The sequence below is a fragment of the Streptomyces misionensis genome, assembly GCF_007896895.1.
GTDB classification, from domain to species: domain Bacteria; phylum Actinomycetota; class Actinomycetes; order Streptomycetales; family Streptomycetaceae; genus Streptomyces; species Streptomyces misionensis_A.
Window position 1 is genome coordinate 1 of sequence record NZ_VOGW01000131.1, and the last position, 14,950, is coordinate 14,950.

The 14,950-nt window shown below is 72.8% G+C and carries 15 protein-coding genes; 10 read left to right on the forward strand and 5 right to left on the reverse strand.

The window, feature by feature from the left end; genetic code table 11:
- Nucleotides 1–216: 216 nt before the first annotated feature.
- The 3 genes from FRZ03_RS22810 (at nucleotide 217) to FRZ03_RS22820 (ending at nucleotide 5,129) form a co-directional block, all read left to right on the forward strand.
- The gene (locus tag FRZ03_RS22810; protein WP_146467014.1) at nucleotides 217–1,032 is read left to right on the forward strand and encodes an ATP-grasp domain-containing protein; all 816 of its coding nucleotides are present in this window, start codon (nucleotides 217–219) and stop codon (nucleotides 1,030–1,032) included.
- Between the two features lie 113 nt (nucleotides 1,033–1,145).
- Complete coding sequence (locus FRZ03_RS22815) at nucleotides 1,146–1,940, forward strand: AfsR/SARP family transcriptional regulator (RefSeq protein ID WP_146467015.1); 795 nt, start codon at nucleotides 1,146–1,148, stop codon at nucleotides 1,938–1,940.
- 171 nt (nucleotides 1,941–2,111) lie between these two features.
- Nucleotides 2,112–5,129, forward strand: coding sequence for an AfsR/SARP family transcriptional regulator (locus FRZ03_RS22820; protein ID WP_146467016.1), 3,018 nt, complete (start codon nucleotides 2,112–2,114; stop codon nucleotides 5,127–5,129).
- A 182-nt stretch (nucleotides 5,130–5,311) separates the two neighbouring features.
- On the opposite strand, the gene FRZ03_RS22825 is transcribed toward FRZ03_RS22820, so the two are convergent.
- From FRZ03_RS22825 to FRZ03_RS22835, 3 genes are all read right to left on the reverse strand, one after another.
- Nucleotides 5,312–5,497: a hypothetical protein gene (locus tag FRZ03_RS22825; RefSeq protein WP_146467017.1), complete on the reverse strand. Its 186-nt coding sequence runs from the start codon at nucleotides 5,495–5,497 to the stop codon at nucleotides 5,312–5,314.
- Nucleotides 5,498–5,657: 160 nt separating this feature from the next.
- Entirely contained in the window at nucleotides 5,658–6,317 is a 660-nt protein-coding gene (locus FRZ03_RS22830) for a class I SAM-dependent methyltransferase (protein ID WP_146467018.1), read from the reverse strand.
- A 232-nt stretch (nucleotides 6,318–6,549) separates the two neighbouring features.
- Nucleotides 6,550–6,753 (reverse strand): cold-shock protein, encoded by a 204-nt coding sequence (locus FRZ03_RS22835; RefSeq protein ID WP_006133199.1) that lies wholly within the window; start codon nucleotides 6,751–6,753, stop codon nucleotides 6,550–6,552.
- Nucleotides 6,754–7,039: 286 nt separating this feature from the next.
- Between FRZ03_RS22835 and FRZ03_RS22840 the strand changes: the two genes are divergently transcribed.
- The 6 genes from FRZ03_RS22840 to FRZ03_RS22870 all read left to right on the forward strand — a co-directional run bounded on the left by FRZ03_RS22840 (nucleotide 7,040) and on the right by FRZ03_RS22870 (nucleotide 12,586).
- Entirely contained in the window at nucleotides 7,040–7,888 is an 849-nt protein-coding gene (locus tag FRZ03_RS22840) for a menaquinone biosynthetic enzyme MqnA/MqnD family protein (RefSeq protein ID WP_146467019.1), read from the forward strand.
- A 330-nt stretch (nucleotides 7,889–8,218) separates the two neighbouring features.
- A complete protein-coding gene (locus FRZ03_RS22850; RefSeq protein ID WP_146467073.1) occupies nucleotides 8,219–9,247 on the forward strand; it encodes a serine/threonine-protein kinase in 1,029 nt (342 codons plus the stop codon).
- Entirely contained in the window at nucleotides 9,244–9,963 is a 720-nt protein-coding gene (locus FRZ03_RS22855; RefSeq protein ID WP_146467020.1) for a prepilin peptidase, read from the forward strand. The genes FRZ03_RS22850 and FRZ03_RS22855 overlap by 4 nt, the downstream gene beginning before the upstream one ends.
- A 44-nt stretch (nucleotides 9,964–10,007) precedes the next feature.
- Entirely contained in the window at nucleotides 10,008–11,207 is a 1,200-nt protein-coding gene (gene mqnC, locus FRZ03_RS22860) for a cyclic dehypoxanthinyl futalosine synthase (RefSeq protein ID WP_146467021.1), read from the forward strand.
- Between the two features lie 7 nt (nucleotides 11,208–11,214).
- Nucleotides 11,215–11,820, forward strand: coding sequence for a hypothetical protein (locus FRZ03_RS22865; protein ID WP_146467022.1), 606 nt, complete (start codon nucleotides 11,215–11,217; stop codon nucleotides 11,818–11,820).
- Nucleotides 11,821–11,893: 73 nt separating this feature from the next.
- Nucleotides 11,894–12,586 carry a demethylmenaquinone methyltransferase gene (locus tag FRZ03_RS22870; protein WP_146467023.1) on the forward strand — a complete coding sequence of 231 codons (693 nt, stop codon included), beginning with the start codon at nucleotides 11,894–11,896 and terminating at the stop codon, nucleotides 12,584–12,586.
- A gap of 12 nt (nucleotides 12,587–12,598) precedes the next feature.
- On the opposite strand, the gene FRZ03_RS22875 is transcribed toward FRZ03_RS22870, so the two are convergent.
- Both FRZ03_RS22875 and FRZ03_RS22880 read right to left on the reverse strand, forming a co-directional pair.
- Nucleotides 12,599–12,907, reverse strand: a complete 309-nt coding sequence (locus FRZ03_RS22875) for a PASTA domain-containing protein (protein WP_146467024.1) — start codon at nucleotides 12,905–12,907, stop codon at nucleotides 12,599–12,601.
- A 109-nt stretch (nucleotides 12,908–13,016) separates the two neighbouring features.
- Nucleotides 13,017–13,547: a GNAT family N-acetyltransferase gene (locus FRZ03_RS22880; RefSeq protein WP_146467025.1), complete on the reverse strand. Its 531-nt coding sequence runs from the start codon at nucleotides 13,545–13,547 to the stop codon at nucleotides 13,017–13,019.
- Between the two features lie 47 nt (nucleotides 13,548–13,594).
- Here FRZ03_RS22880 and FRZ03_RS22885 point away from each other — a divergent pair, with 47 nt between their 5' ends.
- Complete coding sequence (locus tag FRZ03_RS22885; RefSeq protein WP_146467026.1) at nucleotides 13,595–14,929, forward strand: geranylgeranyl reductase family protein; 1,335 nt, start codon at nucleotides 13,595–13,597, stop codon at nucleotides 14,927–14,929.
- The last annotated feature ends 21 nt before the right edge of the window (nucleotides 14,930–14,950 follow it).

The following is a 14,950-nucleotide window of genomic DNA, read 5'->3' on the forward strand; positions in this document are numbered from 1 at the left end:
CCTCACCGTCGCCCCCGCCACCTGGGCCGCCTTCCTCTCGGTTGCCCGAGTCGCGGCAAGGTGAGCGATTGGCGGGCCCGCGCGGCAGCGGACCCGGTACCGTACGGGACGTTCCGCTCGCAACCAAATGCCGGGGAACCGTCCGGGACCGGATCGGTAACGCCCGCTCGTAGCCTGCCTTTCCACCCTCGCCGACTTCGTCATCCGAGCAGAGGTATGAAAGAAGACAACGACGTCAGCCGGATCTTCCTGCTGAACCCGGATCCGCGCCTCCTGAGCGAGGCGCACCGGGCCGGCGTACAAGTGCGCTCGGCCCGGGTCGAGGCGCACGACGAGTCCGTGCTGCGGCCCCTCCTGAAGGAGGCCGCGGCGGCCGGACTGTTCGTCAACCCCGCCCGCGCCCTGCGGCTGCTGGCCGACCCCGAGGCCGTCCAGCGGCTGGTACGGGACAACCGGCTGTCGCCGGACGCCGGAGCGGTGTCCGGCGCGCCCCGGCTGACCGTGGAGACGCTCAGCGTGCACGGCATGCACCAGACCGTGGGGATCACCGCGCGCATGCCCTACGGCCTGCTCCACCCGGCCCCCCTGACGGAGGACACCGCGGCGGAGGTACGGGCCGTGGTGACCGCGCTGCTGGACCTGACCGGATACCAGTACGGTCCGGCGCACACCGGGGTCACGCTGACCCGGCAGGGGCCGGTGATCACCGGGTGCCGGGCCGGTCTCGCGGACGATCCGGTGCCCGAACTGCTCAAGGTGGCCGGGGGCTTCGACCTGGCCGCCGGAGCCGTACGGGTGCTGGCCGGAAAGCTCGTGGAGGCCGCGCGCCCGTGCCGGTTCGCCGCCGCGGCCGAACTGAGCCGGCCCTGGCGGCAGGGCGCCGGGGAGGTGGGAGTGGTTCCGGATGTGCGGGTCGTGTCGGCGTCCGGGTCCCGCGGCCCCGGGCACTTCGTGGTGCACGCGGACTCCCCGGAAGGCGCGGCACAGCGGGTGACCTCACTGAGTGCGCTGGTCGCGGGGGAGGCGAGCTGATCCGGGGGCCGGGACCGGATCGGTAACGAAACGGTAGAGGCCGGCTCCATTGTTGATACGTCGCCGGAAGAAGGACGACGACGCCAGCGACGTCAACAGGAGGCGGAGTCAGGATGCTGAAGTTCTCGATTCTCGGGGCACTGCAGGTCCGTACCGTGTCCGGCCCTGCGGAGATCTCCGGCGACCTGCAACGCACCCTCGTGCAGACGCTGTTGGTCAGCGAGGGACAGCCGGTGTCCGGTGAGGGGCTGGTCGAGGAGATGTGGGGTGAGGCCGTTCCCGACAATCAGGCCAACGCCCTCCAGGCGCATGTGAGCCGGCTGCGACGGAAGCTGAAAGCCCTGGAACCGGGGCGTCCGGTATCTCGAGTGACGATTCATCCCTCCGGATACCGGCTCACCGTGGAGGAGGGCGAACTGGACGCGGCCGAGTTCGTACGGACCGTACGCGAAGCGGAATCGTGCTCGCCGTACGACGCGGAAGGCACCGCCCGGATGCTCCGGGGAGCCCTCTCGCTGTGGCGCGGACCGGTCTTCGGAGGGTTCCCCGGAGGCACCCTCTGCCAGCTGGCCGGGGCCCGCTACGAGGAGTACCGGATGCGGGCCATGGAGCTGCGTTTCGACGCGGAACTGCGGCTCGGACGGCATGCGGCCGTCCTCGCCGAGCTGGCCGAGGCCCACGCCAACCACCCACTGCGCGAACGTTTCTGCGAGCAGTTGATGATCGCCCTGTACTGCTCGGGACGGCAGGCCGACGCCCTCGACGTGTACCGCCGGATGCGCCGCCAGCTCGACGAGGAACTCGGCATCCAGCCCTCGCCCGCCCTGCGCCGGGTGGAGAGCGCGATACTCCGTCATGATCCCGCTCTGGTCGGTGATGCGCGTTCCACCCTCCTCCAGATCGCTTGAGGTGGTTAGCCTGTTCGCCAGGACCGAGGAAGACCCCAGGTAGCCGGAAACGCCTCCTCCGTGTTGCTCGTTCGGGTACAACCTAGGGTGGACCCGAACAACTCGGGCCGGGCGGCGCGGCGGGGCGGAGGGGACGGGTTCGTGGAATCGGCGGCATCCGGTCGTCCTGTCGTGCGCTTCAACATCCTCGGCTCGCTGGAAGGCTGGTGCGGCGAGCGCCGGTTGCGGCTCGGCAGTCCGACCCAGGAACGAGTTCTGGTCACCCTGCTCCTCGAACCCGGCCGCATGGTGCCGATGACCCGGCTGGTCGCCGCGGCCTGGGACGACGAGCCACCCCAGACGGCGAGTCATCAGATCCGCAAGTGCGTCGCGGCGCTGCGCACCCGCATCCCGGACGGCGCGGCGCTGATCGTCACCGACGGGGCCGGCTACCGGGCCATGCTCGGCGAACACCAACTGGACCTGCACGAGTTCACCGAGTGGTCCAGACAGGCCCGGCAGGCGGTGGCGGCCGGGCGGCCCGAGGATGCCGTCGGGCATCTGCGGGCCTGTCTCGACCTGTGGCGCGGCCCGGTGATGGCGGGCGCGGGCGGCTCGGTGATCAGCGCGGCCTCGGCGGCGCTGGAGGAGCGCCACATGGCGGTCGCCGAGCAGTATTTCGAACTCCAGCTTGAACTGGGGCAGTCCGGCGAACTGGTCGGCCCGCTGCGCGAGCTGGTCACCGCGCACCCGCTGCGGGAGACCCTGCGCGGCCGGCTGATGCTGGCGCTGTACCGGGCCGGACGGCAGGCCGAGGCGCTGGAGGAGTTCGGCCGGGTGCGCGACCTGCTGGTGGAGGAGCTGGGCATCGACCCCGGCGCCGAACTCACCCGGCTGTACGAGGCGATCCTGCGCGACAGCCCCGAAGTGGCCCCCCGGCTGCCGCAGTCGGTGGCCGACCGGGCCGCGCTGCTGGTCCCCGCGCCGTACGCCACCCAGCCCTCCGGCACCGAGCCCGCGCCCTGCACCCTCCCCTACGACCTGCCCGACTTCACCGGCCGCGACGACGAGCTGGCCCGGCTGGTCACCGTGGGCCGCGCCCCGGCCGGGGGCGGCGCCCGGATCGTCGGCGTCGACGGCATGGGCGGCAGCGGCAAGACCGCGCTCGCCGTGCACGCCGCCCACCTGCTCGCCCCCGACTACCCCGACGGGCAGCTCTTCGTGGACCTGCGCGGCTTCAGCCCCGGCGAGAAGGCCCAGGAGCCGGGGGCCGTGCTGCTCTCCTTACTCCACACGCTGGGCATACCGGACGACCGAATACCGGACGACCTGGAGCGCCGTACCACCTTCTGGCGCACCGTCTCCGCCCAGCGCAAGCTGCTCCTGCTGCTCGACAACGCTGCCGACGCCGCCCAGGTCCGGCCCCTGCTGCCCGCCTCCGAGGACTGCCTCGCCATCCTCACCAGCCGGGTCCGCATGCTCGACCTCGACGGCTCCGAATGGCTCTCCCTCGGGCTGCTCTCCGCGGGCGACAGCACCACCCTGCTCACCCGGATGCTCGGCACCGGCCGCACCGCCGCCGAACCCCGGGCCGTGGACCAGCTCGCCCGGCTGTGCGGCGGCCTGCCGCTCGCCCTGCGCATCACCACCGCACGGCTGCGCAACCGGCCGCGCTGGACCGTGCAGTACCTGGTCGACCGGCTCGCCGACGAGACCCGGCGGCTGCGCGAACTCAGCGCGGGGGAGCGGAGCGTCGAGGCCACGCTGCGCCTGTCGTACCAGGCCATGGACGAGGACCAGCGCGGCGCGTTCCGGCTGCTCGGGCTGCACCCCGGCAGCGCCATCGACGTGCACTCCGCCGCCGCCCTGCTCGGCACCGACGGCCGCGACGCGGAGGACATCCTGGAGGGCCTGCTCGACGCCCACCTGCTGGAACAGCACGAGGCGGGCCTGTACGGCTTCCACGACCTGGTGCGCACGTACGCGCTGAGCGTGCGCGAGGTGGAGGACGACGAGGAGGCCGCCGGCGAGCGGCTGGTCTCCTACTACATCCAGGCCACCGACCGGGCCTGCGACACCCTCTTCCCCGGCCGCAGCCGCTACGGCGACGCCCCCGCCGCGGTGCCCGACCTGCCCCGGCTGGACGACGGCGAACAGGCGCTGCGCTGGTTCGACCGCGAGTACGAGGCGCTGCTCGCGGTGGTCGCCCAGGCCGGTACCCAGGGCCTGCACCGCCCGGCCGCGCTGCTCGCCCGCAACCTGCTCTTCTACCTCGACCTGCGCGGACGCTACGAGGAGTTCCGGGTGGTCGGCCGGATCGGCGTCGCCGCCTGCCGCCAGCTGGACGACCCCGCGCTGCTCGGCATCAGCCTGTGCAACCTGGCCGTCGCCCACTGGTGGCTCGGCGACTTCCAGGACGGCATCACCACCGCCCAGGAGGGCCTGGAGCTGTCCGGCGGCGCCGACCCGCGCTCCGAGGCCATGTGCCTGGACGTGCTCGGCCTGCTGCACGGCTCCCTCGGCAACTTCGAACAGGCCCGCGCCTACCTGGACCAGGGCATCGCCCTGCACCGGGAGCTGGGGCTGTCCCGGATGGAGGCGCAGGCGCTGGTCAACCTGTCCACCGTGCAGATCTGGACCGGCCACTACGCCGAGGGAGCCCGCAACGCGGCCCGCGCCACCGAGCTGAACCGGCGCCTCGGCGAGCGCAGCAACGAGATCCACTCCCTGACCTTCCTGGCCCTCGCCCACCTCGGCACCGGCGAGGACGAGCGGGCCCGCGCCTGCCTCGCCCAGGCCCTGGAGCTGTGCGACGAGTCCCGCAAGCCCGCCAACGTCGCCGTCGTCCTCGCCCACTGGGCCCGGGTCTGCCAGCGCCTCGGCGATGTCCGCTCCGCCGCCGAGCACGCCGAGCGCGCCCTGGACCTGGTCTCCGCCGAGGGCACGGCGCTGCGGCAGGCGACCGTCTCCAACGTGGTCGGGCTCGTCCATCTGCGCAGCGGCGCCCCCGAGCGGGCGATGGAGCTGCACGGCCAGGCCCACGAGCTGGCCTCCCGGCACGGGTACCGCATCGAGATCGCGCACGCCCTGCACGGGATGGCGGAGGCGGCGCAGGCGCTCGACGACGAGAAGACGGCGCAGCGCCATCACGCGCAGGCGACGGCGCTGTACGACGCGATGGGGGTCACGGAGGAGGGGCGGCGGCTGTAGGGCCGGCCCCGGGCGTTCCCGTTCCCCGGCGTTCCCCGGCGTTCCCCGGCGTTTTTGTGGTGCCGGGGACAAGGCGACGGCACCGGTGGGTGTGACCCGGCCGGTGCCGTCGGCGTGCTCGTGTGCGGTGCGTACGGGGTGTTCGACGGGTGCCGTGGGCGTCCGCTGCGGCGGACGGGCGGTCAGGAGTGGACGAGGCCCGGGCCACGGTCGTCGGCCAGGACGGAGCGGGAGTGGCTGCTGTTGCCGTGCACCAGGGCCTGGTGCAGGCCGGTGGCGGGGACGGCGGCGGCGGTACCGAGGGCGAGGATGCCCGCACCGGCGAGAGCGGCCAGAACAGTCTTCGTACGCAGAGTGATGGCACGCATGATGACCCCCAGAATGAGACGGATCGTGTTCCGGTCGCCGGGCCCTCCCCGACGCCACGACCGATGTTCGAGGCCGCCGGTCCCCAAGCCGTCCCCGCTGGGTACCGGGTGCGGGTAGGACGTCGGTACTCCTTATTGTTCTCGCAGTTCAGGGTGGGTGTCAGCCGGGTTTGACGACCCACAGGAAGGCCTGCGGGACCTGGGCGACACCCTTGCCGAGCCGCCCGTCGGGCTCGCGCACGGTCCGGGAGGCGAGCCGGAACCCGGCGTCCGCCAGCAGCCGCGCCATGTCCTCGGGGAGCCGCCGCCGGAAGTCCAGCGTGACCGCGTGGTCCCAGGGCTTCTCCAGGCGCAGGGAGTCCCGGCCGACCTGGAACGCCACCAGCAGCTGCCCGCCGGGGGCGAGGACCCGGTACAGCTCGGCGAACAGGTCCAAGAGCCGCTCGTCCGGGGTGTGGATGGAGGAGTACCAGGAGAGCGCCCCGGCGAGGGAGCCGTCGGGGAACGGGAGGTCCAGCATGGAGCCCTGCTCGAAGCGCAGGCCGGGATGGTCGCGGCGGGCCACGGCGAGCATGGACGCGGAGAGGTCGAGGCCGAAGGCGTCCAGGCCCAGGGCGGCGAGGTGCGCGGTGACCTCGCCGGGCCCGCAGCCGAGGTCGGCCACCCGGCCGCCCGGCCCCACCTCCTCGGCGAACGCGGCGAGCAGGGCCCGCTCCAGCGGCATGCCGGCGAGCGGGTCGCGGAAGTGCTCGGCGTAGTCCTCGGCGACGGTGTCGTAGAAGGTGCGGGTGTCGGTCAGGAAGTCCCGGGTTTCGGTCATGCGCATGGAAGGTAGTGGCCGGAACCGACAGCGGGGCAAACGGTTCCCCGCGCGGCGCATGATCCGCGCCACGGGTTCATGAACGAATAGCGGTGTCCGGACGGATGGAATTCGTCCGGAGTTCATCCGGAATTGGCGGCCGCCGGTGCCCGGAAAAGGCAGGAGCCCCGTCGCCGGCGAGCGGCGTGGGGCTCCTTGGGTACTGCTCTCAGGTTCTGCGATCAGGCAGTGATCAGGCGGGGGTGACGTTCTCCGCCTGCGGGCCCTTCGGGCCCTGCGTCACGTCGAAGGTCACCTGCTGGTTCTCCTCGAGGGAGCGGAAGCCGGTGGCGTTGATCGCGGAGTAGTGAACGAAGACGTCGGGGCCGCCGCCCTCCTGGGCGATGAAGCCAAAGCCCTTTTCGGCGTTGAACCACTTAACGGTTCCGGTAGCCATAAGCCCTCCTTGGGCTCAAAAGGGTTGCCCTGCTCCAGAACCTGCAAGTGCGAAACCGTGCTGCACCACTGCATACGTCTGAAAACGACGAGAGCCCGCGGTCACATGCTCCGCAGGCTCTGTACTGCAAGGGAAACCAAACTGCAACTTGCGGCGAGCCTAGCACGCGGGCAGCCGAAAGCAATAGAGGGCAAGATCACTTCACCCGGATGTTTGAACTCGGTAACCCGTTTGACGGAGGGGCCGGTCTCTGCACCGTACCAGGCGGGGTCTAGAGTCCCGCGATGTGGACAATTCTCGCACCCGGCCGCGCGTCGGCCACATCCAGTTCCTGAACTGCCTGCCCCTCTACTGGGGGCTCGCGAGAACCGGCACCCTCCTCGACTTCGAGCTGACCAAGGACACCCCGGAGAAGCTCAGCGAGCAGCTGGTGCGGGGTGATCTCGACGTCGGACCGGTGACCCTGGTCGAGTTCCTGAAGAACGCGGACGACCTGGTCGCCTTCCCGGACATCGCCGTGGGCTGCGACGGCCCGGTGATGTCCTGCGTGATCGTCTCGCAGGTCCCGCTGGACCGGCTGGACGGCGCGAAGGTGGCCCTCGGCTCGACCTCCCGCACCTCGGTCCGGCTCGCGCAGCTCCTCCTCGCCGAGCGCTACGGCGTCCAGCCCGAGTACTACACCTGCCCGCCGGACCTCGGCCTGATGATGCGGGAGGCGGACGCCGCCGTCCTCATCGGGGACGCGGCCCTGCGCGCCAACCTGCACGACGGCCCGCGCTACGGCCTCGACGTGCACGACCTGGGCGCGCTGTGGAAGGAGTGGACCGGCCTGCCGTTCGTCTTCGCGGTGTGGGCGGCCCGGCGCGACTACCTGGAGCGGGAGCCGCGCATCACCCGCCAGGTCCACCAGGCCTTCCTGGAGTCCAAGGCGCTGTCCCTGGAGGAGGTCGACAAGGTCGCCGAGCAGGCGGCCCACTGGGAGGCCTTCGACGCGGCGACCCTCGCCCGGTACTTCACCACCCTCGACTTCAGCTTCGGCGCCCCCCAGCTGGCGGCCGTCTCCGAGTTCGCCCGCCGGGTGGGCCCGACGACCGGCTTCCCCGCCGATGTGAAGGTGGATCTGCTCCGGCCGTAGTCACTACGCTGCGCATGGTGAACGGGGAGGGGGACCGCCATGCGGCCGGAGCACACGGGCGGACACGACCAGGACACGCCCGGCGAGCCGGGTGATGACGGCCCGGCGCGGGGCGATGGGCCGGATCGCTCCGGGGACGGCGGCCCGCCCGGCGGCCCCGACGCGCGCTCCGGACCGGGCGCGGCCCGCTTCGGCCCTGGTGGCCCCGTGGACCGGCCCGTCCCCGGTGGCCCGGTGGAGGGGGCCGGCGGCCCGGTCGGCCACCCCGGGTTCGGCGGCCCGTCCGCGCCCGGCGGCACGGCCGGCGGGTTCGGGGCCGGCGGGCCGGGGGTGCGGGCGCTCGCCGGGGACGAGCCGGCGGCCGTGGGGCCGTACCGGCTGATCGGGCGGCTCGGGGCCGGTGGCATGGGGCGGCTCTACCTCGGGCGCAGCGCGGGGGGCCGCACCGTCGCGGTCAAGATCGTGCATCCGCACCTCGCGCTGGACGAGGAGTTCCGGGCCCGCTTCCGGCGCGAGGTGGCGGCCGCCCGCCGGGTCGGCGGGGCCTGGACCGCGCCCGTGCTGGACGCGGACCCCGACGCCCCGGTGCCCTGGGTCGCCACCGCCTACGCGGCCGGTCCCTCCCTCGCCGCGGCCGTCACCGAGACCGGGCCGCTGCCCGAGCACACGGTACGGGCGCTGGCCGCGGGCCTCGCCGAGGCGCTGACCGCCGTCCACGCCCTGGGCCTGGTGCACCGGGACGTCAAGCCGTCCAACGTGCTGCTCACCCTGGACGGCCCCCTGCTGATCGACTTCGGCATCGCCCGCGCCACGGACGGCACCGCCTCCCTCACCGCCACCGGCGCCTCCGTCGGCTCGCCGGGCTACATGTCCCCGGAGCAGATCCTCGGCAAGACCGTCACCGGCGCGGCGGACGTCTTCTCCCTGGGCGCGGTCCTCACGTACGCCGCGACGGGGCGGTCCCCGTTCCCGGGCGACTCCTCCGCCGCGCTCCTCTACAAGGTCGTCCACGAGGCCCCCGAACTGGGCCCGCTGAGCGGGGACCTGCGGGGCCTCGGCGGCACCCCGCCCCTGGGCACCTTCCGGCTCACCGTCCACCAGGCCGCGCCCGGGCAGCCGTTGGGGAAGCTGCGCCGGACCGACACCGTCGGCGCCGTCTGCACCGACCTGCTCACCCTCGAGAAGGTCACCGCCGGCCGGCTCCTCGTCACCTCGGTGGGCGCGCAGGGCAACCACGCCGGCTGCGACCCCGCCCGCCACCGGATCGAACTGACCCCGGCCGGCGACGACCTCACCTACACCTCCGACAGCGCGGCGGACGGCCACCCGACGTCCCGTCTGTCCAAGGTCGGCGGGTGACCGGGGCCCTGGTGCTCGGCGCCCTGCTGTGGGGCGCGCTCGCGGGCGCCCTGCTGCCCCGCGCGGCACACCGTCTCGCCGTACCGGCGGGCGAACCCCGGCGCGCCCACTGCGCCGAGGGCCATCCGCTCCGGGGCTGGCTGGGCCGCACGGTCTGCCCGCGCTGCGCGTCCGCCACCGGCCCCCTCCTGCCCGCCGTCACCGCCCTGGTCTGCGCCGCCCTCGCGGCCGCGACCGGCCCCCGGCCCGAGGCGGGGGTCTGGCTGCTGCTGGCCCCGGCGGGGGTGCTGCTCGGGGTGGTCGACGTCCGGGTGCGCCGGCTGCCCGACGTGCTGACGCTGCCCCTCGCCGCCGCCGCGCTCGCCCTGCTCGGACTCGCCTCGCTCCTGCCCGGCCACCACGGCCACTGGCCCACCGCGCTCGGCGCGTCCCTCGCGCTCGCGGCCGGTTACGCCGTGCTGCACCTGGTGAACCCGGCCGGCATGGGCTTCGGGGACGTGAAGCTGGCGCTCGCGGCGGGGGCCGTCCTCGGGTGGTACGGCTGGTCCGTGGTGCTGCTCGGCACGTTCGCGGGGTTCGTGCTCGGCGCCCTGTACGGCGGTGCGCTCGTCGTCGCGCGGCGCGCCGGGCGCAAGTCGCTGGTCCCGTTCGGGCCGTTCCTGCTGGGCGGGGCGCTGGTCGGGGTGCTGATCGGCGGGTATGCGGCGCTGGCGTAGGCTGGTCCGGTCCGTCCTCGCCCCTGCAGAAAGGGAAGCCCCCGGTGACCGAGAAGGCCGACCTCCAGTCCGTCCTCGACCGTGCCGCCGCCGGTGGGCGGATCACCCCGGAAGAGGCCGTCGCGCTCTACCGCGACGCCCCCCTGCACGCGCTGGGCGCCGCCGCCGACGCCGTGCGCCGCCGCGAGTACGCCGGTGTCGAGCACATCGCGACGTACATCATCGAGCGCAACATCAACTACACGAACGTGTGTGTCACGGCGTGCAAGTTCTGTGCCTTCTACGCGGCCCCCAAGGACAAGGAGAAGGGCTGGACCCGCGACCTCGACGACATCCTGCGCCGCTGCGCGGAGACCGTCGAGCTGGGCGGCACCCAGATCATGTTCCAGGGCGGCCACCACCCGGACTACGGCGTCGAGTACTACGAGAAGCACTTCAAGGCCATCAAGGACGCCTTCCCCCAGCTGGTGATCCACTCGCTGGGCGCGTCCGAGGTCGAGCACATGGCCCGGATCAGCGGCGTGTCGGTCGAGGAGGCCATCACCCGCATCCACGAGGCCGGCCTCGACTCCTTCGCGGGCGCCGGTGCCGAGCTGCTGCCCGAGCGGCCCCGCAAGGCCATCGCCCCGCTCAAGGAGAGCGGCGAGCGCTGGCTGGAGATCATGGAGACCGCCCACAAGCTGGGCGTCGAGTCCACCTCCACCATGCTGATGGGCACCGGCGAGACCAACGCCGAGCGCATCGAGCACCTGCGGATGATCCGCGACGTCCAGGACCGCACGGGCGGCTTCCGCGCGTTCATCCCGTACACGTACCAGCCGGAGAACAACCACCTCAAGGGCCGTACCCAGGCGACGATCTTCGAGTACCTGCGGATGATCGCCATCGCCCGGCTGTTCCTCGACAACGTCCGGCACATCCAGGGCTCCTGGCTCACCACGGGCAAGGAGGTCGGCCAGCTGTCCCTGCACTACGGCGCGGACGACCTCGGCTCGATCATGCTGGAGGAGAACGTGGTGTCCTCGGCCGGCGCGAAGCACCGCTCCAACCGGCTGGAGATCATCGACCTCATCCGCAAGGCGGGCCGGGTGCCGGCGCAGCGGGCCACGACGTACGAGCACCTCGTCGTGCACGACGACCCGGCGAACGACCCGGTGGACGACCGCGTCGTCTCCCACATCTCCTCCACGGCCATCGAGGGCGGCACCGCCCACCCCGAGCTGAAGCTGCTCTCCGCCAACTGAGCCCGCCGTGCTGACGATCCACGCCGACTCCAGGGGGTCCGCGCTCGCCGTCGAGGGCGCGGTCATCGTGGGCACGGGGGACGTGGCGGAGCTGGCCGGCGGGTATCCGCGGGCGCGGGTGCGCCGCTGGCCCGGCATCCTCACGCCCGGTTTCGTCAATCTGCACGGCACCGAGCTGCTTGAGGAGGCGTACCACCCCGATCCCCGGGAGGCCGACACCCTCGGCACCGAGCCGCTGACGGGCGCCGCGCTCGCCGCGCTCGCACCGGACGACGTGCGCTGGGGCGGCAGCGCCCGGCGCGGTGTGCAGCGGATGCTGGCGCACGGCACGGTCGCGGCGGCGTGCGACCCGCTGCGCAACCGGGCGGTCCGGGACGCGGTACGGCGCACCGGGCTGGACGTGGTCGAACGGCGGGGACGTCCGGGCGGGGTGCCCTCGCTGGACCCCTTCGCCTCCGGGCTGCCGCCCCGGACGCCCCCGGCCCGTGAGACCGGCAGCGCCGCGTGCTTCGCCGTCTTCGACGTGGCGGACGAGGCGGAACTGGCCGAGCGGGGCGCCTCGACGTGCGTGGCGACGGTCGTCGGCGGCCGGCTGCTGTACCGCCGTCGGTGAGCCGCGCGGTGCCCGGCGCACCGGCTCCCCGACCCGGAGAAGTCCTGCGGGGCCCTGCTGCGACAATGGCCGGGTGACCCGCGCATCCCTGGACAAGCAGCCGCACGAAGTCGCCTCGATGTTCGACAACGTGGCGGAACGGTACGACCTGACCAACGACGTGCTCTCCCTGGGGCAGGACCGCCGCTGGCGCAAGGAGGTAGCCGCCGCCGTCGACGCGCGCCCCGCGCAGAAGGTCCTGGACCTCGCCGCCGGCACCGCCACCTCCTCCCTCCCCTTCGCCCGCACCGGCGCGTACGTCGTGCCCTGCGACTTCTCGCTCGGCATGCTCCAGGTCGGCAAGAAGCGCCACACCTGGATGCCGTTCACGGCAGGCGACGCGACGAGGCTGCCGTTCAAGGACGACACCTTCGACGCCGTCACCATCTCCTTCGGCCTGCGCAACGTGCAGGACACGGACGCGGCGCTGCGGGAGATGTACCGGGTGACCCGGCCCGGCGGACGCGTGGTGATCTGCGAGTTCTCGCACCCGACCTGGACGCCCTTCCGGACCGTCTACACCGAGTACCTGATGCGCGCCCTGCCCCCGGTCGCCCGCGCGGTGTCCTCGAACCCGGACGCGTACGTCTACCTCGCCGAGTCCATCCGCGCCTGGCCCGACCAGCCGGGCCTCGCCGCACGGCTGCGCGAGGCCGGCTGGTCCCGGGTCGCCTGGCGCAACCTCACGGGCGGTGTGGTCGCGCTGCACCGGGGCTTCAAGGACTGAGCCCCGGGCCGGTCACCGGCCGATCACCTCGAACGCGTCCCCCGGTTCCCCCTGTTCCCGCTGGAGTCCGCCCGCCGGCGGCCCGGGCAGGCGTGGTTCACGGACGCCCCCGCCGCCCTCGCCCTCGGCGAAGTCGAACCACACGTACACCAGCGACCGGGCCGGCACCTCCGCGCCGGGCCCCGGGTACTGGCGTACGACGTGGTCGACCACCGTGCGGTGGAAGTCCGGGCGGTCCGGCGCGGCCAGGAACAGGCCCCTGGCCCGCGCGGTCTCGCGTGCGTCCACGGCCATCAGACCGACCAGCCGTGGCACACGCACGTCGGGTGTTTCGGGTGTCGAGTGCACAGATGTCACCCCCAGCGGTACTGGCAGGGTAGCCCCGGCGCGGTACGGCCGGAAGGAGCCGCTGGCATTCTGTGACAGACGATTACGCCGCGTCAGCAGTGGGGGAGTCGAGGGCCAGCCGGAAGCACAGCGCCTCCTCGTCCAGCGTGGGGTGCGGGTAGGTCTCCGCCGGGCGCATGCCCAGGCGCCGGGTCACCGCGATGGAGCGCGCGTTGCCCGGCCGCACCATCGCCACCACCTCCGGCACCCCCGCCGCCCGTACCCGCTGAAGGGTCTCGCGCGCGGCCGCGGTGGCGTACCCCTTGCCCCAGTACGCCCGGCCGAGCCGCCACCCGATCTCCGTGGCGCCCACCGGTCCCCAGGACGGCCGCCAGGGCTGGGCGCCGGTGAAGCCGAGGACCTCGCCGGACTCGTCCAGGACCGTCCACAGGCAGAAGCCGAGTTCCGCGTCGTGCCGCCGCTGGCGCGCGGTGAGTTCCTCGTACACCGACAGCGCGGCGGGCCTGCCGCCGTGGAACTCCATCACCTCGGGGTCGGCGAAGAGGCGGTGCCAGGCCGGCGCGTCCTCGTGGGTGGGAACGCGCAGCCGCAGAGCGGGGAGAGATCGGTTCACAGGGCAGCCCTTCAGCCGGGTGATCTGTTCCGCTGAATAGACTGCCCATGTCCAGTGCCCGTCGGCACGCAGATTTCGAACCTTGGGGAGATCCCGCCGTGACCGAGCCCCTCTCCGACCACACCGCCGATGTGATCGTCGTGGGCGCGGGGCCAGCCGGCTCCGCGACCGCGTACCACCTGGCGAAGGCCGGTCTCGACGTACTGCTCCTGGAGAAGACCGAGTTCCCGCGCGAGAAGGTGTGCGGTGACGGCCTGACCCCCCGTGCCGTCAAGCAGCTCGTCGCCATGGGCATCGACATCTCCGAGGAGGCGGGCTGGCTGCGCAACAAGGGCCTGCGCATCATCGGCGGCGGCTCCCGCCTCCAGCTCGACTGGCCGGATCTCGCCGCCTATCCGAACTACGGACTCGTCCGCAAGCGCGACGACTTCGACGAGATCCTGGCCCGCAACGCCCAGAAGGCGGGCGCGCGGCTGTACGAGCGGTGCAACGTCTCCGGCCCGATCGTGGACGAGCGCACCGGCCGGATCACCGGTGTCACGGCCAAGGTCGGCGAGGAGAAGCGGGAGGCCGCCTTCCACGCGCCGCTGGTCGTCGCCGCCGACGGCAACTCCACCCGGCTGTCCCTCGCGATGGGCCTGCACCGGCGCGAGGACCGCCCGATGGGCGTCGCGGTGCGCACGTACTTCACCTCGCCCCGCCACGACGACGACTACCTGGAGTCCTGGCTGGAGCTGTGGGACCGGCGCGGCCCTCAGGACCGGCTGCTGCCCGGCTACGGCTGGATCTTCGGCATGGGCGACGGCACCTCCAACGTCGGCCTCGGCGTGCTCAACACCTCCGCCGCGTTCAAGGAGCTGGACTGGCGCGAGATCCTCAAGGCCTGGTGCGCCTCCATGCCCGAGGACTGGGGCTACACGCCCGAGAACATGACCGGCCCGATTCGCGGCGCCGCCCTGCCCATGGCCTTCAACCGCAAGCCCCACTACACCCGCGGCCTGCTGCTCGTCGGCGACGCCGGCGGCCTGGTGAACCCCTTCAACGGCGAGGGCATCGCCTACGCCATGGAGTCCGGCCAGATCGCCGCCGACGTCATCGTGCAGGCCCACGCGCGGGCCACGCCCGCCCAGCGCGAGATCGCCCTCCAGCGCTACCCGCAGGTCCTCAAGGACACCTACGGCGGCTACTACAACCTCGGCCGCGCCTTCGTGAAGCTCATCGGCAACCCGAAGGTCATGCAGATCGCCACCCAGCGCGGTCTGACCCACCCGATCCTGATGAAGTTCACCCTGAAGCTGCTGGCGAACCTGACCGATCCCACGGGCGGCGACGCGATGGACCGCATCATCAACGGTCTGACGAAGGTGACCCCGAAGGCCTGACGCCTGTCCCGCCGATCTGTG